Raw genomic sequence first — 19,899 nt, 5'->3', positions numbered from 1 at the left:
CCGCCGAACGGACGGCGAGTGCGTGGAATGACCGTGCCGGGCGGGGTTCGGTGCGAGGAAGGGTTCGCTGAGCGGGTGGTGATCGGTCGTGATCGGCATCCGGCGGTGGGCAGCCCGCTACGCTGGGAATTCGTTAAGTTCGTGCGATCAGACCGCCGCCGGGAGGAACGTGCAGTGACCCGCCGCCCGACCTGGACGCCGCCCGAGGTGAAGTTGCTCCGCGAGGTCCAGAACCTCAGCCAGCGCGCGTTCGCCCAGCGGCTGGGGTACGCCCAGAGCACCGTGGTCGGCTGGGAGAAACCGCAGCGGGCAGCACCCCTGCAGCACGAGACGGTCGAGGTTCTCGATGTGGAACTCGGCCGCCTGGAACCGGACAGGCGGGAGCGATTCGATCAGGAGCGCGGTGTCGTCGTGCACCGGCTCGGTGCAGGGTCGGCCGTCAGGACGGCCGCGATCCTGGCTACTGTCGATTCGGAGCCCGGTGCTCCGCTCCCGTACACCCCGCCAGCCGGCGTCGTCGGCTCCGCCCGGCTGTTCCTGGAGTCCTCGGCACGTGTCTTCCTCGTGCCCGGCTCGGCCGGCATCGGGAAAACCAGCCTGACCCGGCACCTGGCCCAGCAGTTCACCCGTGAGGCCGACTGCCAACTGCTGACCGTGGGCAGCTGGGAAATGTCCACAGTGGACATCGCAGCCGAGATCCTGCGCTACGCCTCGATTCCACGCGGCGACGACGCGTTGCTCACCCTGGAAGAACACAGCGCCCGGCTCACCCGGCCCTGCCTCGTGCTCGTCGATGGCATCGCCAGCCACGAGGCATTCGCGACGGTAGGCCGCCAGATCGACGCGATTCTCCGCCAGGCCACAGCCTCCGCGCTGCGGTTCCTGCTGACCGTGCGAACCCCGCCTGCGATCGAGACCACTGCCCACCCGCTGCTGCATGCCTCCCTGTTCACTCCGGCCGACGAGCGTCACGCCTTGTCTCCCTGGCCGGTCGGGGAAGCTCGCGCGCACTGGGAGCGGGCCGCGAGCGCATCGTTCGACAGCCTCTCTGCGGGCATTCAGCATCTGGTGCGCACGCCCTTGTACATGAAGCTCGCTCTTGCCGCTCCACCGCTGGCCGGCGGAGGCGACCTCGGTGCTTACGCGCTCGTGGATCACTGCGTGCGCCGCGTCCTGGGCACCGACGGCACCGAGCGCTACTTCCCGCTGCTCACCGAGCTTGCGCACCGCTACGGTCACGACGATCTCCCCGCCGCGCTGAACGTCCTCGACGACGGGGCCCACCCGGTTCCCGAGCTGCCGTCCGATCTGCCGGCAACGCTGCTGCGGGTGACCCAGCACCGGCAGGTGGAGTTCTCCCACGACGTCCTGCGCGAATTTTTCCTCAGCACTCGGATTGCCGATCTGCTCCATCGCCAGGGACGCTCGGTCGCAGCCGTGCAAGCGCTCAATGAACTGGCCGACCGCGCATCAACGTCCGGCGCGGCCCGCAGCATGTTCGCCCTCGTCCTCGAGCGCCTCGACCTGCTCGCCCCCGCTCTGCTGGAGGCGATCGCGACCGCGCCCACCGCATCACTGAGAACCACCGTGCCTCTGATGATGTCGATGGCCGGGGCGGCACGGTTCCTGACACCCGAAGTCCTGCGCTCCTGTGCCGCTCGCGCGGAGCACGACAACGATCCCGCGCTCAGCCGTGCCCTGCTGGGGAACCCGCGCCTGCACCACGCGCTTGGTCCCGGCCGCTACCGGTGGCTGCTGGCTCTGCTTCGGCAGTTCGGTGTGACGCTGTGGGCCGAGGTCACGTCGTTCGTCGAGGAGAACTTCGACAGCACCGACGCGTACACCTTCCTCGACCTCGCGAACCTTGCTGACGGCGCCGAGGCAACGTTTTTCGCCCGCCACTTCTATCTCTTCTTCGCCGACGCCGCGAACAGCACCCTGGAGATCTTCCTCAGCCACACCGATTGGCGCGTCCGCGCGGCCCTGGCCGAAGCGCTCGGCGACGACACCGTATCGGTCGACGACACCGGGCTGACCGTCATGACCAGGCTCGTGCACGACACCGACTACAAGGTCCGCGCGGCCATCGCTCCCGATGTCGGACGCGCACCCGGCCACGCCGCGGTGACGCACCTGACGGTGCTGCTCAACGACGACAACTGGCACGTGCGTGAGCGCGCGCTGCAAGGCCTGGACCGGCTGGGACTTCCCTCCCGACGACCCGACCTCATCCAGGCCGCGCTGGACATCCTGGCCACCGAACCAGCGTGGTCGCGAACACCCGGCCACATCCGTCCAAGCCAAGATCGTCTCCGTATTCTCCATGCGCCACCCCGTGACGCGGCGGCCTCGAACGAGGAGGCCGCCGCTTTCGCACACGACCCCCGCGCGATCGTCACCATCCTGCGGGAGATCCGGACCGGGCATCTCACCCCTCCGGACTACGTCCGTGACCGGCTCATCGACGGCGGACGGCGCAGCGACCGGTGGCTGGTGCGCCGCGAAGCCGAACACGCCGCGATGACCGACCCTGCCGAGGACGACGACCCGCGTCGCGTCCGCGAGCGGTACCGCCGCATCCGCAACCACCGGTCGGTGCAGATCGCACTCGATCTGCACGACGTTGCCGGCGCCGTGCAGATCGCCGAAGCTGCGGCCGACGCCGGCGCGGACTTCATCGAGGTCGGCGACCCGCTGATCAAAGAAGCAGGAGTCAGGGCCATCGAGCAGATCAAGAGCGCCGTCGAGGACACACCGGTGATCGCCGAAATGATGTCCGCGGACTGGGGCCGTGACCAGGTCGTGCTCGCGGCCCAAGCTGGCGCGGACATCGTCCAGCTCATCGGACCGGCCACCACCGCCAGCGTCCGCGCCGCCGTCGATGCCGGCCGCCGCCTCGCCGTCCCCATCCTCCTCGACGTTCCGGTGAAGGCCAGCCACCGCTGGATCACCGAGATGGAACGCGCCGGCGTCGACGGCTTCACCGTCACCACCAACATCGATGTCGGCATCGGCAGCACCACCCCGCTCGACGTCGCACGCGAACTACGGCACTGGACCGCGCTCCCCGTCGCCGTCAGCGGAGGCTTCAGTACCACGGACTCCGCGGTGCTGGCCAGCCCGGACTGGGACATCCTCATCGTCGGCCGCAGCGTCGTCGACGCCCTCGACCCCGCGACCGCCGCCAAGAACCTCGTCGAACTGGTCCACCTCAGCGAAAGGCACCGATGAAGATCAGCCCACTGACCCAGCACGACATCGCCGACGTCATCGAGCTGATGAGCCTCGGCGCGCCCTACATCCGGCCACGCACCGCCTCCGACTACTGGCTCTACGCCACCCTGTTCTCCACCACCTGCCCGATCGCCCGCGACGGCGATCACCTCGTCGGCGCGATCATGGCCTTCCGCAGCCAAGACAATCCCGACGACGTCTACCTCCAGGACGTCATCACCCACCCCGAGCACCGCCGCGCCGGTGTCACCACCGCCCTACTGAACGCGGTCCGCGAACGCAGCCAACTTCTCGGCGCCCGCAGGCTCTACCTCACCTCCGAACCCGACAACACCACAGCCCACACCACCTGGACACGACGAGGTTTCACCAACGTCCCCGGCGATCAGACGATCGAGGGCGTGTCCGTCATCAGTGACTACAAAGGACCCGGCAAGCACCGTGCCGTCTACGAACTCCTGATCTGAGCGTGACGCACTGGGCCAGGCCGCGCGGTTGAGCCTTGGCGCAGGCCGTCTCTGGGAAGCGACGCCGACCACCGCGCTAAAGACCTTCCCCGTTCACGATCTTCATGTGCGGGCAATAGTCCGGCCTGCCAAGGCTCAGCGACCCGGCAGGGTGCTGGGATGCCCAGAAGGCTCGCGCGCTCGCCGAGTTGTCGACCTTCGTCGTCGACCACTGGAATCCTGGGCCGCGTGCGAGGACTGCGGCGACCAGGAGCGTGCCGATACGCCGTCGACGGTAGGTATCGTCGACGCGGATCTGCTCGATGACGCCGCGCCGGTCGATGCCGCACATCTGTACGTCGATGTCCGCGACGCTGCGCTCGCTGATCTGCAGCGCGATGTAGCCGACGCCGGCGGGCTGGTCCGGTGGATGCGCGACCAGTTCGACGATCGGGCGGTGGTACTTCGGCGGCACATCGACGCGACGGACCGCGGTGTGGTCGAGGGGGAACCACCCCGGCCGGTCGAGGCGGAGTTCGGTGCAAAGGTTACACAGCGTGGCATCCAAGTCCAGGACGTGGTAATACGGCAAGGTTTGACCAGCGAGGTCGAGCGAGTGGCCGTTCAGGCACCGTGTGTGAGGGCCTGGGGAGCGAAACGGGTAGCCGGGGTCCGGGGCGGTACCCACCGTGCCTAGCTCGCTCACGCGTTCGAGTATGCGAGGTATCGAACGGCCCAGTCCAGAGATGGACCTCACCCGGGTGAGCCCGATCGGGCGCCGCCGGGCGAGACAGCTGAAGGCGACGCTCGCCCGGAACGTGGCTTCTGGCCGCTACGCTCGACCACGCGGGCTTGGCGCATCCCTCCCCCTCGTGCGCTGAGCCCGCCCTTCTTTGCAGGAAACTGCTTCGCGTCACTTCGTCGTGCTCTTCGGCCAGTGGGACGAGATCGCCGACGTGGGCTCGTTCGTCGGTCGTAGTCATGTTCTACGGTGACGTTCATGAGTACTCCGCCGGCCGATGACAAGGCCCACGTTCGGCACGAACTGGACCTCGATCGGGTCGAGTGGCGTTCGACGGCCCCAGCGGATGCGGGTGACGTCGAGGATTGGGCCGAGTACGCGTTCGTGCCACACAGCGACGGAGTCACCTACGTAGCGCTGCGGCAGTCGAGGGCGGTCGGGGTCACGCTCGTGTTCACGCCTTCGGAGTGGGACGCGTTCGTGAAAGGCGTTCGGGATGGGGAGTTCGACTTGCCCGGGTGACAGCAGGGCCGGCAGAAGCTGTTCGGAGGGGCTCGATGGCGGGGGTTGGAGCGGAGGTTGTCGATCCCGTCAGCGGGACGGTCGAGAAGGTCAACGTGGTGACGAAGCACCTCACGAGCGCGGGGGAGCCGCTGGCCGAGTTCCAACGCCTGCTCGAGCTGGCAGCGCAGGGCACCGCCGCCGATGAGGTCGGCCAGGCGATGGGGCTGGCGGCGGAGGCAGCGCAGGCGATCCCCGGGATCATGGGCTTGCTAAGCCGGGTCTCGGCGGACCTCGCGGCGTATGCGGCCGGGCTTGCCGGGGATTCCGCCGCGACCACCACTCCGCGCGTTGAGCCGAAGCCGCCGGCGCCTTCAGTTCCGCCGGGGCCGCGGAACGAGCCGGAGCACGTGAGGAAAGCCCGGCAGGAGGTGGCGCCGCCGGTGCAGCCGAGGAGCGGGCAGAAGACCCACGGCCGCTGGGCCGCGGGCGACGGAGCTGCTGGCATGCAGGCCATCGTGAGCAGGCAGGACGAGTACCAGTTGGCTGGCCTCGGTATCGCGAACGGCGCGGTGGCCGCGCATGTGGAGACGAAGATCGCGGCGCACATGGCGGCGAACAGCCTCACCGACGTCACCTTGACGATCAACAACGTGCCGTGCAAAGGGCCCTGGAGCTGCGACAAGGTGATCCCCGCGCTTCTACCGGAGGGGTCGGCCCTGACCGTCTATGGTGAGTCTCCGGCAGGTACGCGGATCATCAAGCGCTACACCGGAGGGGCGACGCTGTGAAGCTCGAAGCGTGGTGGGACGAGGACGCGGACGAGGGGACGATCGTGGAGACACCGGCCGAGCTGGATGCCGTGCTCGACGCGGTGGCTGCGCTCGACGGCCCGGCACTGGTTCAGTTCTACGACGCGGACGAGCCGAAGCAGGTCGAGTTCGCAGTGGGGCTCAACGGGGATCGCGGCGTCCTGCGCTACGCCGGGCTGGACGACATGGGCGGCTCCACCAGCAGGGCCACGAAGCAGCGGTTCACTGCTCCCGAGGGTGGCGTCCTGTACTACTGCATGTCCGCCGACACCGAGTTTCCTGATGACGCGGAAATCCCCGCTGCGGATGCCAGGGAGGCTGCCCACGAGTTCCTACGGATCGGCGGAACCCGACCCACCGGCGTCGCCTGGCAGGACGCCTAAGCACGTGGACTCCAACCAGGACAACGCACCCCGGCGCACCGACTGGGCTTGGAGAAGCCAGCGCCAGGCGGCCCGATCGCAGCAAGGGGCGGGTCCCCGGGCTTACGTTGGGACCCGCCCCTAGTCGGTGCGTCGGCTACTCGGCGGGAGGGACCTGGATCTTCGACGCGATAGCCAGGAGCTGTGTCCAGGCCTCGGCCGGAAGGTAGAAGGACCCTCCCTCAGGGTCTTTGCTGTCGCGCACGTGGGCGCCAGCCTTACCGAAACCGACTTCGACACAGTTCGTGGTGGCAGAGTCGTTCCCGGAGTAGCTGCTCGTGATCCACGCCTCAGGTGCGTCGTGCGTGGGGTTGCTCATCTGGTTTCCAGTACCTCAATCTGTCGGCGGATGAACTTGATCGTCTCGTCGGGTGACAAGGCGATCGCCCCTTCGTCGGGCGACTCCGGGACACGTGCGGCGTCCTCGTGCAATTTGGCAAACCGCAGCACGTCCTCCTCATTCTCCACCAGGTCAGCGCCCGCCTGGTACTCGAAGTACGCCCAAGACGGCTGCCCTTCTTCGTAGTCGACGATCGTGAGGCCGCCGGTGGCGGCGCCGTAGTCGCCAGCCTCCTTGGGCACGGCCTGAACGGTGACGTTGTCCCAATCCTCAGCCACATGCAGGACGTGTCGGAGTTGCGGCAGCATCACAGCCGGGCCACCGACGAGCCTGGTCAGGCAAATCTCGTCGAGAACGGCGTGATAGAAGATCGGATTCGGGTCAGCCGGGTCGAGACGTCGCTGCCGGGATTTCCGAACTTCGAAGGTCTTGTCGTCACGTCGCGACGGATCGTGGAGCGTCTGAGCCAGGGCCCTCATGTAGCCCTCGGTCTGAAGCATTCCCGGCAAGAGGTTCGTGGCGATCTCGCGAAACCCTTTGGCGACGAACGTCTCCTGGACAAGGCGGCGGAACGCCGGAGATGCACCCTTGGGCAGCCGGACCGGCTTCGGTTCGTCCTTCGTCGCCTGGTAGAGCGCCCAGGCTTCCAAAACGACCGGGTCGCCTTCTTCGGTGTGGCCGTACAAGGCGAGGAGCATCTTGATCACCGGCCAGGTCAAGCGCAGCGTACCCAGCTCGTAGCGACTCACAGTCGACGGCGATTGATCAAGATGCCTGCCGACCTGCTCTGCGATGAGCGGGACGGCTTCGCGCTTCTTCCTCAGAAACGCACCCAGGCGGCGCGTTGCTCGGGTTGCGGTCGGCATGGCCCGGAGCATAGCGCTTGCGCTAATTCGCGCACGTGCGCACTTTTATATTGCGTAGCGCACGTGCGCGGGTCTATCGTGCGTTGTGTTGGCTTGATGACAGGCGGTAGGCGGGTGGCGTCCATGGCAACCGCCACTCGCCGGTCCCGAGCCAGCCGAAGGCAGGCGGAGATGGCACCTCTTCCCTCCGTGGCGTCCCCGCCTGCCTGGCCACGACAACGGATTCGCGGAGACGCAGCTGAGTTCGGCGCCGCCGCTTTGAGGGGTTGATCGCATGCAACGTTCGTTCGGGGATTCCCTCGCTGCGTGGGAGCCGGGCATCGTCGCCGGTTTGGCGGTGGCTGCACTGGTTGTCATCAGCGCCGGCTGGCTCCTGCGCAGGCAGTTCAAGGCGCGCCGATCTGCTCTGGTGGCTACGGCGGCAGGCTCGCTCTACCTGACGGTGGCACAGCTGCAGGCCCGGCAGGCTCGTGACCACCTCGAATGGCAACTGGAGCGGGAAGCCGCCTTCCGGCAGGAGTTCTGCGCGAGGGCGGAGGAGTCCGCCATGCGACGCGCCGACGAGGAGGACGCGCGGCTGGTGGCTTCGGTGTCTGCGGAGGATTGGCCCACAGTGGAGGACGAGAACGCGAACGCGGTGACCACCGGATTCGCGGTCATCGCCGACACGGCGCCAGAACCGGAGTCGATCTCCGTGTGGGGTATTCCGGAGCAGCGGCGCCCGTCGCGAAACCGGCCCTACCGGGGCCTGCGCCCACGGCCCAGGCCTGTGTCGAGCGCGAAGTCGGTGGCGTGAGCATGTCCGTCGTGGGACCCCACGGTCACGTTCCGGCGGGTCGCCAGCGTGCCGGTCACCCAGAAGCGCGCTGCGGGCGCCGAACGCTGAACTCCCGTGGCCGCGCCGGTTATCCGCCCGCCGGTACGGGCGAGGCGATGAGGGTCGATACCGGTGTTGCGAACGCCGTGATCAGCCACCCCGGCGCGCGTGCTGGCACGCAGGCGCCACCGGGGATCCCTGGTGGCGGGCGGACGAGGTTGAGCCCGACGGCTGACGCACCCCGGATCTGCGGAGTTGCGCGCCCAGGCACCCTCGTTCGCCTGCCGCCCATCAGCGGCGGCGGAGGTGGCAGCGCCCCGACCTGCCACCTCCGCCGCCTTCCATTCCCTCGATGAGGTGTTCCGACATGACCAGCAAAGCCGATCGCATATGGACCTCACGCTGCACCTGCGCGGGTGACGCGCATGAACACGAGGTCACCGATGAGGCATTTCAGGCGGCCCGGGAGCAAGGCGTCCCGGTGATCGCGGTGTGTGGGCACCAGGTCGAGATGTCTCTCACCACCACGGCACCCGGACCCGCCTGCCGGGCCTGCCTGCTGATCGCGCGTCAGTCCCCAGCCGCGCAACGCGAGGTTCAACAGCTTGTCCTGGTGCCTGTCCGGCGGGTGCGGGCCCCGCAGCATCGGCAAACGCAGCGGCATTGTCGCCTCCGTCTTCGCCGCGATCCACGACACGCCGGGAGGGCGTCACGATGAGCACCGACGAGCCGAGGCCGGCGGAGGCCGCCGCGGACGTGCCGAAGCCGCTGTTGCCGGAGCGGATGGTGTCCGAGCAGGAATACCGCGCTTACCACGCGAAGACCTTCGATCAGCCGGAACGGCTGGTCGCGGATCTCGCGCTGTGGCGGGTGATGAGGACGCGACCGGGCTGGCGTACCGGATACGTCGGCGAGCACGGCGGGGACGTCTGGACCTACGACCTGTCCTTCGGTGGCCGGCATCTGCTGGTGCACGATCTGCTGGACAAGGGCCTGGTGACGCTGCGGGTCGGCATCCAGCCCGACCGGTCAGTCCGCATCGGCCACTGCGGTGTCCACACGGGCTGCGCGCAGCATGCCGTCCGGGAAGACTGGTGTCCGGTGGACGCCCCGAAGCTGCCGGATCTGCTCGACGCGGCCGAGCGGGCGGCCCGGGAGATCGATCGGGACGCGGTGGCCGGATGCCTGGTCTGGGGCGAGTGCGGCATGTGGGGCACCGAGCGGTTCTGGTGGGGCGAATTCGGCGAGCCCGACGCCACCCTCGGCGCAACGGACAACGCGGAAGCGGACTACGCGGCCGAGACGACGGCGATGAACGAACTGGCGGCGGCGGGCTTCCAGCTCGTGCACGCCGATGGCCCCGTTGACGCGCCGGAGCGGCTGACCTACGTGCGCACTGCGGGTGAGCGCGCGGACTTCGTGTATCTCGCGCTCAACGAGGGCGCCTACTCGATGGCCGCGCGCTACCCCCTTGAGGCCGCGCCCACGACGTTCGCCGAGGCTTCGGGCGAACACGTGCCGCCTGCCGAGGAGACGGCGAAACCTGGGTCCATTGTGGACGTGATCGCCGAGGTTCTGCGGTGGTCTCGTGGCTGACGCGACGGCGGTTCCCGATCTCGGCTGGGCGGTGGCGAACATGGAGTTCCGTCACATTGAGCATGACCCGATCTTGGGCCCGCTGCTGGAGCAGCTCCTGCTGCGGTGTGTGGAGGCCGCGATGACGCGCAGCGCCATCGCGGCCCGGTTCGGATTCCCGATCGGGGGCATCCGCCGGGTCCTGCGCCGGGCCGACGCCGACGGTGTGCCGGACCGGGCATCCGCTGCCAGGCAGAGAAAGCGCGGCCGCGGGAAGCGGGGGGCCACGCCCGTCTCGGAGGAAACGCTGGAGCAGTTCGCCGCAGGCATCGGCGATGCGCTGCGCCAGGAACGGCAGAAGCATGGGTGGACACGCCAGATCATGAACGGCAGGCTGCGCCTGGACCGCTCGGTGCAGAAGCTGGCGAGCCACGAGCGAGGCACTCGGGCGATGTCAGTGTGCCAGTTCGCCGAGTACTGCGCAGTACTCGGCGTCCAGCCCGGCGAGATCTTCGATCGCGTGTACCAGGGCGTCTTCGGGCAGCCGGATGACACGGTGATCGTGGACCTGGCCGTGCTGGCCGGGTGCGGGCAGCCGCAGCTTGCCCGGTGGGCGACGCTGCGGTTGGCCGAACCGGAAGCATCGGACACGGGGCTGGCGACGCTTCCCCGGTCCGCGCAGGACGCGCTGGCCGTGGTGTGCGGGGTCGAGCTGCCGCAGCTGCTCGACATCCTGAGCGCTGCGTGATGCCCGGCCAGCCGGGCCGGCACTCGCCGACGTTCGAGCAATGCCCCGCGCTGGCCTCGTTCCTGCTCCGCCGCGTCGTCATCATGCACAAAGTCCCTGTAGGACAAATGCGGCTACTGCGCTGGAACCGCATGTGGATCGGGCTGAGCAGCTGCGCCGTCATGTGCTTCCCGCGGCGGGCGCTCCCTCAGCGATACGAGTTCACGTGGTGTCCACGCTGCTTCTCCCCCGGCGGCCCGGGAGTACAGCAGCGGGCACATGTCCAGCCGACCCGGCCGTCACGAGGAAGGGGTCTCGGGCGATGAACGACTGGTTCCGCGTTTCTGCGCAAACGCCACCGTTCCCCCGCTGCGCCGCCGGCCGAAGTCCCTGGCCGCCCGCGCCTACCCAGTTCGGTGCCGCCCCGCCGGAATCTCCGGCCGAGCAGACGATCGTGCTCGGTGCGCTGTTCTCCTGGCCACGTCACCGGCCGCTGCATGAATGGATGGCGGCCCAGATGCCCGAGCCCCTGATCGCGTGGCCCACCCACGACGACCTGAATGACCATGAACACCAACAATGTCCGATGAACAGGAGCATGTGTGGGGAACAAGGTCCAACTGATCACGGTCGATATCGGCAGGACCCTCGGGGTGTTCACCGGAGTGTCCACTAAGGACAGGTTGGCTGAGTTGGCGCCATCGCACGTCATCGGGCCGGACCGGATCGCCGAGACGGTGCGGTCCCTGCTGCACCGCGCCCCGGTGCTGACCGACGAGCTGATCGAACGGGTGTGCCAGCGGCTGCTGATCTCGCCGGCGGACTTCCCTGCCGAATCAACGTGGCACCGCGGATACACGCCCTACCACGACACCGCCCAGGCGTTGTGGATGCTGAACGAGATAGCCGCGGTGGTAGCGCTGTCGAACATGGCCGTCACCGGCGGGCCGCAACGGGTCGCGGCGGTGCACGCGGCTCATCCGGGTGTGCTGGCCAAGGTGTATACGAGCTTCCAGCTCGGTGGCGCGAAACCAGAGCCGTGGCTGTGGCAGATCGTCGCGGCGAACCACCGCGCCGACATCGGGGCCGTGATCCACATCGGCGACCGGCTCGACGCCGACGTCAGCGGCGCCCTCTCCGCCGGGGCACGCGTCGTCCACATCCACCGACCCGGCGACGAACCAGCGCACTACCCGGAGGGCAGCGGCCAGCGGGTCGCGACGGTGCCGAGCCTGCTTGATGCGGTCCCTGTCGTGGTGGCCTGGGCCCGGCGCAGGTGAGGACCGGCATGGCGATCGCGTGGTGTGTCCCCGCTGATGACCCTTGGTCGCCCGCTCACGCATGGAACGTCGGCGATTCCGACGACCTTCCCCACCTGATGTGCGGGAAGTTCACCTGCGCTGCACGCCTGCCAGTGCGGTGCCCGCCCGAGCGAACCATGCTCGGCTGCGTGGCGGCCGTCCGCTACGCCAAGCACGGTGTCGTTGCGGCCTCGCCGGCGCCGCGTTCTCCGCATCGGATCCCCTCCGCTGATGGTGGCCCTGATCGCCGTCCCGGCGTACGGCCTGGTGATGTGGTGGCCCCGGGGCTGATCCTTCGCCTACGCACCTGCCGACGTCGGCGGCGCCCATGCTGAACGAGCGCGACGACCACAGCGTCTGGCAAGCGGCGCACAACGCTGCTCTCCGAGGCTGGCCGATCACCCCCGCCACGCACCCCGAGTTGGATACCGGAGGCAGGTGGATGGGCCACCCCCATGCCGTCGGACTGACGCCGTTGTCACCGGCCTGGTGGCGGGAACCCGTCTGGACCGTGGCCGAAGTCGACGCATGGTGGCAGCAAGCACCGTACGGGGTGCTTCTGGTGTGCGGATACGGAATCGACGCGATGGAGATACCGGAGACGGTGTTCGCCGCCCAGACCGCCCGGCTGCTCGGTCCAGTGGTGGCGGCATCAGGTCGCAGGATTGTCCTGACCTCGCCTGTGGATCGTGAGCAGCACGCAACACCCCTTCCACCGGGATGCCGCTGGATCACCGGGGCGAGCTGGATACCCCTGCCGCCAACCCGGATCACGTCGCGCGTCTCAGCCGCCTGGAAACAGCCACCTTCACGGTTTCCCGTGATCCCCGACGCCGGAAAAGTGATGTACACAGTCCGCACCTGCTTCGATAGCACGTCGAAATAAGTGAGGAGGTGCCATGAAAAGTAGGTCTCGCATGCAAGAAATGAAGCAGGATTTGCACATATTTTTCGTCTCGAAACGTGGAGACAAGAAGCGCGGCCATCTGACAATGCCCTTCGCTCACCCCGGGTGCGGGCCTCCGCAACCAGGCTACAGAAAATCCATTGTAGACAACCGACCATGTTGTTTTCAGACGGGAAGACTAGTCCGTGAACAGAAAGATTCTGTCGTCCGCAGCAGCCGTGACGGTGAGCATCGCCGCCGCGCTGACCGCTCCCGCCGGGACGGCCGTCGCCGACACACCGCCGACGGTCGCACCGAGGATCATCGGCGGTCACCCGGCCGCGACCGCGCCGCCGGGCATCACCTCGCTGCAGTACGACGCCCCCGCGTACGGCGAGAAGTACATCGACTACCACACCTGCGGCGCGGCCCTGGTGTTCCGGGGCTGGGTGGTCACCGCCGCGCACTGTGTCACCGACCCGCCCGCGGGCGCGGCGGCCAGGTCGTCCGCGATCCAGCGGTTCACCGCCGACGCGGCACCGATCCCGACCGCGGACAAACATTTCCACGTCCGGGTCGGCAGCCTCGACCGGCTCTCCGGCGGGGACACCGCGACCGTGACCAAGATCGTGGTCCACCCGGGCTGGAACTGGGCCCGGGGCGCGCCTAAGAAGCAGGTCTTCGACATCGCCATGCTCCAGCTCGACCACCTGCTCCAGCAACCGACCGTGCAGCTCGCCCGCGACACCGCCCGGCGCGGCAGCACGATCAGCCTGTACGGCTGGGGCGTGACTGAGCCCGACAGCACCTCCACCGGGCTGCCCTTGCGGCTGCAGCAGCTCGACACCCGCGTCACCGCGCCCTCGCGCTGCGCCGACATCGGTCTATCCGCCGGCGAGATCTGCACCGACAATCCCTCCAGCACCGACGGAAGCTGTTTCGGGGACTCCGGCGGACCGGCCCTCGCCACGATCGACGGTGTGCCCCAGCTCGTCGGCAGCGCCAGCCGCACCGCCAACGAGTTCTGCGGCACCGCGCCCGACGTCTACACCAGTTCCCCGGACTTCCGGGACTGGATCTACCACGTCGCCCGTACCGGCAGCGCCACCTGACCCTCTGCTCGGGGTGCCGCGCCTCACGGTGTGTGGCGGGTGCGGCACCCCGAGCCGACGACTAGGCAACAGAATGAAGCCTAAATACCGCCGCGGACCGGCCCCTCGGCGAATAAGTCGCGTTCGTGTTCCCACAATTACGACTCATCGCCGAGGAATCCCGGCAAAACAGATCTTGGTGGCCCTCCCGGCCAGGTTGCTTCGCTTGTGGCTCCCAGGGGCATCGGCCGCCAGTGTGGGCTTGCCGAGCGGGGAGGTAGTCAGGGCCGGCCGCCGGTAAACCCCGCTAAGGTTTCCCCTATTAAGTTGAACTAGCAGAGAAGTAAACTACCGTGAACACTAATTCGCATCCCGGCCGTCTTGGCAGGGACTTCATCGAGGCGCACCGTATCGAAGTGAACGCCATCAATCTTGACGCCATGATCGGCCCTGGGATCACGGGGAAGATATGGGTGATTCGCATGGACAGAACTGCTCGCGGAAACCTTGCGCATCAGTTCACCTGGCTCCTCGAAGACCAATTCGACCATGACGAACTCGATTGGGACGATGTGCTGTGTGCGCTCTCTCGCTGGGCATGGCAGGGAAGGCAATCGCTAGACAGCTTCGTCGCCGGAGAAATCGGACACGGCGCAGACGTCGCCATCCACCCCAGCGACCACGAATGGTGGGTCGGGTCCACCAGCCTCTGGCACAAGATCCGGAACTTCCTCGCGTGGGACGACAGCCTGATCGACGACTTCTTCCGCATCCTGCCACCGCAACGTGCCGGTCGGGTCAGCGGGACGACGACGGAGCACTCCTGATCTTGACAGCGCCGAACCGTCTCCGCTAAGCCTCGGAACGCGCCAAGGTAGGTCCGTGCAGCGATTCGAGGCCGCCCTGGTGTGGGCAATGCCGCACCGTAATAGCGACTGCTCTGACGTCGAAACTACTCAGTATTTACTCAGGGTAGTCACCTGATCCAACCGGGTGAACTGTCGCCGTTTGTGTCCATTTGAGCACGCTCCGGGCATACGTTGGATTGTCCCTAGGCTGTTGGCAAGGAGGGTCACCGGCTGGTGCTGCGGGACGCGGGGAGGGGGTGAGCTGATGGCTTTCGGCGAGCGTGGTCGGTTTGCTCCGGCGCTGCGTTGTGCCGAGTTTCGGGCGATGTGGCTCGCCGAAACATTATCCGTCGTCGGGGACCAGCTGGCCCGGGTTGCTCTTGCGTTGTTGGTCTTCAGCCGGACGAACTCAGCTTTACTCACGGCCTTGACCTACGCTCTGACGTTCGCCCCCGCGGTCATCGGCGGGTTCCTCTTGTCGGGCCTCGCCGACCGGTTTCCGCGGCGCACCGTCATCGTGGTGACCGACGTTGTCCGGGGTTGCCTGGCGCTCTCGATGGTGATTCCTGGCCTTCCATTGCCTGCGCTCTGGTGCCTGGTCGGTGCGCTCACGCTGGCCGGCGCGCCGTTCAAGGCGGCACAGCTGTCGCTTCTCCCTGACGTCTTGCCGGACGGCGCCTACCAGGCCGGGCTCGGATTACGTCAGGTCAGCACTCAGGTTGCCCAGGTCGTCGGCTTCGGCGCGGGCGGCATTCTGGTCACGACGGTCGGTGCTGTTGGCGTGCTGGCAATGAACAGCGGCACGTTTCTGGTGAGCGCGCTGGTGGTGCTGCTTGGGGTGCGGGCACGTCCCGCCGCCTCGCGTAGCAGGTCGGCTGTCCGGGAGCCTGTGTCCGAGGACGCTGGTAGGCGTGTCGATTCCCGGCTCGTTGGGCCGGTGCTGTTGATTTCGTTGGTTGGCCTGCTGGTCGTGCCCGAAGGCATCGCCGCACCCTACGCCGGAGTGCTGGGGGCCGGATCATTCGCGGTGGGCTGGCTGATGGCTGCGGACCCGGTCGGCAGCGTCATCGGCGGCTGGTGGGCAGGCAGGACCAGCTCGGTGGTCTCGCCGCGAGCGGTCGCCTTTCCAGCGATTGCGGCTGGGCTGCCTTTGCTGGCTTCGGCTGCAGTGCCCTGGCTGGTGGGGGTGGCGGTGTTGTGGGCGGTCTCCGGCGTCCTCTCGACGATGTATCTGATTCGGCTGCAGGCCGTTGTTGCGGAAATCGTGCCCGATGCGCGGCGAGGCACAGTAATGGGCAGGCTCAGCACCTGCCTGTATACCTCGCAAGGCGTGGCGATCGTGGGCGCAGGCCTTGCCGCCGATCGCGTCGGACCGGTGATCACGGTGGCGGCCTCGGGCGCCACGGCGTCCGTGCTGGCCGCTGGCGCGATGATCGTCTGGAAGGGGGCTCGCCCGCGTCAGGTCAGAACTGCCGAGGACGAGCCCGCGTCGGGAGTCCGATTAACGTCACCAGTCCTTGTTACGCATTGTGACCCCCTCCCGGGAGACCGGCGGTAGGAAGGGCCGCAACTAGGAGTCAGCGTGAAAGCCGTGGCCCTCCCCATGGGAACGGAAGCGAGATCAGTATGCAGCGCGTAACCGATTCAGGGCAGCCTGCCCGGGCCGGCTGGGTGAGAAGGTGGGCCCTCTGGTCGCTCCCTGCTCGTGTCCGCGGGTTCGTCCTTGCCGTCGAACTGGTCACGATCGCGATCGTGACGGCCAACCTGGTGTTGGCGCGACTGACCGCCCACGACGTCTTGGGGTACCTGGTCGTGGTCGGCCTCGGCATCGGCGCCGCCGAGATGGCCCGTCAGGTGGAGCGCCGCCGCCGCCGGTTCGCCGACACCCCGCACGTCAACTTCTCGTCGGTGTGGACGTTGGCCGCGGCGCTCGTGCTCCCCGGCATATTGGCGGCAGCCGTCGTGGTCGCGCTCTACCTGCACCTGTGGCTGCGCAGCTGGCGAGGCGTCGCCGGCGTCTACGCACACCGGACGCTCTTCAGCGCCTGCAACGCCATTCTTTCGTGCCAGCTTGCAGCCTGGTGCGCCCGCAGCCTGCACGTCCTGCCGACCGACCAGGACCGTGGCGCATGGACCGCGCTCGGTCTCAGCGCGGTGATCCTGGTCTACTTCCTGGCGAACTCAACCGTGGTCGCGACCGTCATCGCGCTCTCGAAACCAACGTGGACCGCGAAGCTGCTGATCGGCCGACTCAACGAGAACCTCCTCGAACTGGCCACCCTGTGCATGGGGACGTTGGCGGCGATGCTGATCGTTCTGCGTCCGTGGCTGGTTGTCCTGATTTTCGTCCCGCTGTATGCGCTGCACCGCAGCGCGCTCGTTCGGCAGTTCGAACACGCAGCGACCCGGGACTCGAAGACCGGATTGCTCAACGCGGCCAGCTGGCGCGCACTCGCGGAGAGCGAACTGCGGCGTGCCCGCAACCTCGGGACCAGCCTCGGCATCCTGCTGATCGATATCGACCACTTCAAGCTGGTGAATACCGTCCATGGACACCTCATCGGCGACGACGCCTTGCAAGCGGCCGGCGCCGCCATCCGCGACCTTGTCCGCGGCAGCGACCTGTGCGGACGCTTCGGAGGGGACGAATTCGTCGTCATGCTGCCCGGTAGCGACGCTGCGGGCGTCCTCGCCGTCGCGCACCGCATCCGCGAACGCATCGCCAACGCTGAAATCGCACCCACGACTGACAGCCCGCTCCAGGTCACCGTTTCTATCGGCGTCGCAGCATTCCCCGCTGCCGGGCCGGACCTGGACGACGTCCTCCTTGCCGCCGACAATGCTCTCTTCGCGGCAAAGGACTCCGGACGGAACCGGGTTCAGGCCAGCGAGGCGATGTAGGTCAGTGCGGATCGGGCTGTACACCGCCCACTCGTCGCTGACCGGCCCAACTGGCCAAGGGCCTCAGCATCCCCAGCAACGCCCGGCCGTCCGGGCTGAGCCTGTACGACACCTTGCTGAACTGTTCATGTTCACCATCCGCGCGCCGTTCGACCAGCTCGTCCGCCTCCAGCCTCCGGAGCGTGTCAGTGAGGACTCGCCTGCTGAGCGGTTTTGTGTGGCTGATCCAGCCCAGCCGTGCCTCGGTCTCGTTCACTTCGGCCAGCAGATCAGTGAATCTACGTTCACCCACGGCAAGCGTGGCGATGATCGCGACGGTCCACTGACCGGTCAGAAGGGTAAGCAAGTCGTGGAGGTTCTGCCGATAGGACACGTCCCCGTCGTTCATCTCCGCTGCTTACACGATCACGCTGCACCACGCCAGCGCGACATCAAACCTCCTCTCGCGGCACACGCTCCTTCGGGCCGAACGGGTGAATATCCGCCGGTGAGTTCAAACTCACTCGGTGGTTACGTTGAACTCACCGCAGGTCAGCGGGCTAAACCAGACGTACTCGGGGCACTGGTTCCCGGGGATGGAAGCAGCGAGGCGCCCGGCCGCCGAATCCGCGTTCGCGCCGAAACATCGGCCGGGCACCTCGCACCAGCCGCGGTGGACGGAGCCTCGAATGCCCAATCAACGTTCCGGCGCAGAGCTTCGTGCAGGAGGACAAACGACGTCGACTCGGCTGGTGCCGCGTCGACGAACACGGACGACGCCGGCCGGTTCGCCCATCATGCCCGGCCTCGCCCATCGACGATTGCGCAGCGACGTGCCGTTGGGTCTGCGGCGTTCACCGCAAGGGGGAGATTATGCCCACGCTCGTCCCATGGGCAGCCGGTGCGGCGGGTCTTTTGGCTGGCCCACTTTCGATCATGGCCTCGGAGCGGGCGATCGGGAAGCCCCTGCCGTGGGCAAGGGGGGCTCGAGGCGCCGCGATGGCGGCGGCTTCGGCTGCGGTTGGGGGGCTGTGCCTGGTCGGAAGCCTTCGACTGGGGGCCACGCCGTTGCTGCTGGCGTGGTGCTGGGCGTGCTCGCTGGGAGTCAGCCTGGCCATCACGGACCTCAGGTCTCGGCGCCTTCCTTTCCCCCTGGTGGGAGCGTTGGCCGCTGGGGGGTTCGGGGCATTCCTCGCCGGGGCGATCGTCGATGGCGGTTGGAGGCAGCTGGCCTTCGCGTGCAGCGCGTCGATCGCTGTGCTCCTGATCGCCGGACTCGTGCAGCTTGGCGTCCCCGCTCATACCGGCGGAGGGGACACGGCGCTCTACGGGGCCATTGCGATGTACCTCGGCTGGTTCGGCTGGGAGGGACTGTTGCGGGGCTTGCTCGTGGCCAGCGGGCTCACCGCAGCGGTCGCGCTGGTTGTCGTGATGCGCTCGGGACACACGAACGTGCGATTTCCGGCTGGGCCATCGCTGCTCGCCGGAGCGGCGATCAGCATCCTGTTTGCATAGGTGAAGGTGACTGGGCTGGTGAGAAAACGCAGGCTCGGTATCGGAGGCAAGGGGAGGAACCTGTGAACAAGCTCGACGCTCATCGTTCGTTGCTGAGCGCCGCTCTGGCTGGCGCCGCAGCCCTGCTGCTCGCGGGATGTGGCGGCGACGACCCGGCGCCGGCATCCCCACCAAGCCGATCCGCGCCATCTCCGGTTCCCTCGGCACCGAATCCATCTGGGCAGGACCAGAAGCAGGCAGTAGAAGCGGCCTACACCCAGTTCTGGCCTCGGTCGTTGGCTATTCCGGGCACACCGGAGAGCGCCTGGCGGAATGCCATGGCCGAACTTGCGGTAGACCCGCAATTATCCATAACCCTGGATGCGATGAGTCGCAATAAGCAGGCTGGGGTGAAGCCGTATGGAGATGTCACGACGCGCATCAGTCGTGTTGAACTCGATGGTGACCACGCGACGCTGAACGACTGTCAGGACGGATCTCGTTCGGGGCAAGCGGATGCGGCGACTGGCGACCGGAAGACCGTTGGTACATCTCAAATTCCCATACGCGCCCACCTGGTTCGGGATGTAGCGGACGGTCGGTGGAAGGTGTCACAGCTTGAGTATCCGGGTGGGCCGTGCTGATGACCATCCGACATTCGCTCGCCTGCTCAGCATGTCTACTTGCCGCTGTCTGCTGCGCCGTCGGGCTTGCTGGGACACCGTCCCAGGCTGAGCCCAGGCAGCCCAACCGGAATGACGACGGCCAGGTCATTGTCGTACCCAACAACTCTGACCAGTTCGGTCAGTACGCCCCACCACGTATCGACATGCGGGCGTTGGACCAGCGGGGACAGGCTCCTGTCCGCCCGGGGGATCCGGGATCGACGTCGGCCGGTGCCGGTCGAGAGCAGCAGG

21 protein-coding genes are annotated in these 19,899 nt (G+C 67.5%); 16 read left to right on the top strand and 5 right to left on the bottom strand.

The features are described from left to right. The first annotated feature begins 27 nt into the window (after nucleotides 1-27). Nucleotides 28-3,231 (top strand): orotidine 5'-phosphate decarboxylase / HUMPS family protein, encoded by a 3,204-nt coding sequence (locus BMY97_RS43240; protein ID WP_091629153.1) that lies wholly within the window; start codon nucleotides 28-30, stop codon nucleotides 3,229-3,231. Beyond that, on the top strand, nucleotides 3,228-3,701 hold the full coding sequence (locus BMY97_RS43235; RefSeq protein WP_091629151.1) for a GNAT family N-acetyltransferase: 474 nt from the start codon (nucleotides 3,228-3,230) through the stop codon (nucleotides 3,699-3,701). Before BMY97_RS43240 ends, BMY97_RS43235 begins: the two co-directional genes overlap by 4 nt. Nucleotides 3,702-3,777: 76 nt before the next feature. Here BMY97_RS43235 and BMY97_RS43230 read toward each other — a convergent pair whose 3' ends face one another. Continuing rightward, nucleotides 3,778-4,386 (bottom strand): GNAT family N-acetyltransferase, encoded by a 609-nt coding sequence (locus tag BMY97_RS43230; RefSeq protein WP_143086500.1) that lies wholly within the window; start codon nucleotides 4,384-4,386, stop codon nucleotides 3,778-3,780. A gap of 294 nt (nucleotides 4,387-4,680) precedes the next feature. Here BMY97_RS43230 and BMY97_RS43225 point away from each other — a divergent pair, with 294 nt between their 5' ends. From BMY97_RS43225 to BMY97_RS43215, 3 genes are all read left to right on the top strand, one after another. Beyond that, nucleotides 4,681-4,944 carry a DUF397 domain-containing protein gene (locus tag BMY97_RS43225; RefSeq protein WP_091629175.1) on the top strand — a complete coding sequence of 88 codons (264 nt, stop codon included), beginning with the start codon at nucleotides 4,681-4,683 and terminating at the stop codon, nucleotides 4,942-4,944. Between the two features lie 98 nt (nucleotides 4,945-5,042). Further along, the gene (locus tag BMY97_RS43220) at nucleotides 5,043-5,714 is read left to right on the top strand and encodes a DddA-like double-stranded DNA deaminase toxin (RefSeq protein ID WP_177231828.1); all 672 of its coding nucleotides are present in this window, start codon (nucleotides 5,043-5,045) and stop codon (nucleotides 5,712-5,714) included. Then, nucleotides 5,711-6,118: an Imm1 family immunity protein gene (locus BMY97_RS43215; protein WP_091629146.1), complete on the top strand. Its 408-nt coding sequence runs from the start codon at nucleotides 5,711-5,713 to the stop codon at nucleotides 6,116-6,118. Before BMY97_RS43220 ends, BMY97_RS43215 begins: the two co-directional genes overlap by 4 nt. Before the next feature lie 136 nt (nucleotides 6,119-6,254). Here BMY97_RS43215 and BMY97_RS43210 read toward each other — a convergent pair whose 3' ends face one another. Both BMY97_RS43210 and BMY97_RS43205 read right to left on the bottom strand, forming a co-directional pair. Next, on the bottom strand, nucleotides 6,255-6,476 hold the full coding sequence (locus BMY97_RS43210) for a DUF397 domain-containing protein (protein ID WP_091629145.1): 222 nt from the start codon (nucleotides 6,474-6,476) through the stop codon (nucleotides 6,255-6,257). After that, nucleotides 6,473-7,363 carry a helix-turn-helix domain-containing protein gene (locus BMY97_RS43205; protein WP_177231827.1) on the bottom strand — a complete coding sequence of 297 codons (891 nt, stop codon included), beginning with the start codon at nucleotides 7,361-7,363 and terminating at the stop codon, nucleotides 6,473-6,475. Before BMY97_RS43205 ends, BMY97_RS43210 begins: the two co-directional genes overlap by 4 nt. Before the next feature lie 274 nt (nucleotides 7,364-7,637). Between BMY97_RS43205 and BMY97_RS43200 the strand changes: the two genes are divergently transcribed. Continuing rightward, nucleotides 7,638-8,159, top strand: coding sequence for a hypothetical protein (locus BMY97_RS43200; RefSeq protein ID WP_091629142.1), 522 nt, complete (start codon nucleotides 7,638-7,640; stop codon nucleotides 8,157-8,159). A 418-nt stretch (nucleotides 8,160-8,577) separates the two neighbouring features. Here the strand turns inward: BMY97_RS43200 and BMY97_RS43195 are convergent, their stop codons facing one another. Next, complete coding sequence (locus BMY97_RS43195; protein ID WP_177231826.1) at nucleotides 8,578-8,844, bottom strand: hypothetical protein; 267 nt, start codon at nucleotides 8,842-8,844, stop codon at nucleotides 8,578-8,580. 50 nt (nucleotides 8,845-8,894) lie between these two features. On the opposite strand from BMY97_RS43195, the gene BMY97_RS43190 reads away from it, so the two are divergent. From BMY97_RS43190 to BMY97_RS43160, 8 genes are all read left to right on the top strand, one after another. After that, nucleotides 8,895-9,776, top strand: a complete 882-nt coding sequence (locus BMY97_RS43190) for a hypothetical protein (RefSeq protein WP_091629139.1) — start codon at nucleotides 8,895-8,897, stop codon at nucleotides 9,774-9,776. Next, the gene (locus BMY97_RS43185) at nucleotides 9,769-10,503 is read left to right on the top strand and encodes a helix-turn-helix domain-containing protein (RefSeq protein WP_091629137.1); all 735 of its coding nucleotides are present in this window, start codon (nucleotides 9,769-9,771) and stop codon (nucleotides 10,501-10,503) included. Before BMY97_RS43190 ends, BMY97_RS43185 begins: the two co-directional genes overlap by 8 nt. Nucleotides 10,504-11,084: 581 nt before the next feature. Next, a complete protein-coding gene (locus BMY97_RS43180) occupies nucleotides 11,085-11,762 on the top strand; it encodes an HAD family hydrolase (protein ID WP_091629135.1) in 678 nt (225 codons plus the stop codon). A gap of 349 nt (nucleotides 11,763-12,111) precedes the next feature. Next, complete coding sequence (locus BMY97_RS46650) at nucleotides 12,112-12,669, top strand: bifunctional DNA primase/polymerase (protein ID WP_143086498.1); 558 nt, start codon at nucleotides 12,112-12,114, stop codon at nucleotides 12,667-12,669. A gap of 206 nt (nucleotides 12,670-12,875) precedes the next feature. Then, the gene (locus tag BMY97_RS43175; RefSeq protein ID WP_245787797.1) at nucleotides 12,876-13,781 is read left to right on the top strand and encodes a S1 family peptidase; all 906 of its coding nucleotides are present in this window, start codon (nucleotides 12,876-12,878) and stop codon (nucleotides 13,779-13,781) included. Between the two features lie 332 nt (nucleotides 13,782-14,113). After that, complete coding sequence (locus BMY97_RS43170; protein WP_143086497.1) at nucleotides 14,114-14,587, top strand: hypothetical protein; 474 nt, start codon at nucleotides 14,114-14,116, stop codon at nucleotides 14,585-14,587. 286 nt (nucleotides 14,588-14,873) lie between these two features. Then, on the top strand, nucleotides 14,874-16,166 hold the full coding sequence (locus tag BMY97_RS43165) for an MFS transporter (RefSeq protein WP_091629132.1): 1,293 nt from the start codon (nucleotides 14,874-14,876) through the stop codon (nucleotides 16,164-16,166). Nucleotides 16,167-16,360: 194 nt separating this feature from the next. Next, nucleotides 16,361-17,509, top strand: coding sequence for a GGDEF domain-containing protein (locus tag BMY97_RS43160; RefSeq protein WP_177231825.1), 1,149 nt, complete (start codon nucleotides 16,361-16,363; stop codon nucleotides 17,507-17,509). Nucleotide 17,510: 1 nt separating this feature from the next. Here the strand turns inward: BMY97_RS43160 and BMY97_RS43155 are convergent, their stop codons facing one another. After that, on the bottom strand, nucleotides 17,511-17,897 hold the full coding sequence (locus BMY97_RS43155; protein WP_091629129.1) for a winged helix-turn-helix transcriptional regulator: 387 nt from the start codon (nucleotides 17,895-17,897) through the stop codon (nucleotides 17,511-17,513). Between the two features lie 746 nt (nucleotides 17,898-18,643). On the opposite strand from BMY97_RS43155, the gene BMY97_RS48965 reads away from it, so the two are divergent. Both BMY97_RS48965 and BMY97_RS46645 read left to right on the top strand, forming a co-directional pair. Beyond that, nucleotides 18,644-19,003, top strand: a complete 360-nt coding sequence (locus tag BMY97_RS48965; protein WP_245787796.1) for an A24 family peptidase — start codon at nucleotides 18,644-18,646, stop codon at nucleotides 19,001-19,003. A 62-nt stretch (nucleotides 19,004-19,065) separates the two neighbouring features. Further along, a complete protein-coding gene (locus tag BMY97_RS46645) occupies nucleotides 19,066-19,626 on the top strand; it encodes a hypothetical protein (protein ID WP_143086496.1) in 561 nt (186 codons plus the stop codon). The last annotated feature ends 273 nt before the right edge of the window (nucleotides 19,627-19,899 follow it).

The sequence above is a fragment of the Amycolatopsis saalfeldensis genome (assembly GCF_900110575.1).
Classification (GTDB): Bacteria; Actinomycetota; Actinomycetes; order Mycobacteriales; family Pseudonocardiaceae; genus Amycolatopsis; species Amycolatopsis saalfeldensis.
The sequence above is the reverse complement of the archived record's forward strand: the minus strand, read 5'-3'. Positions and strand labels throughout refer to the sequence as shown.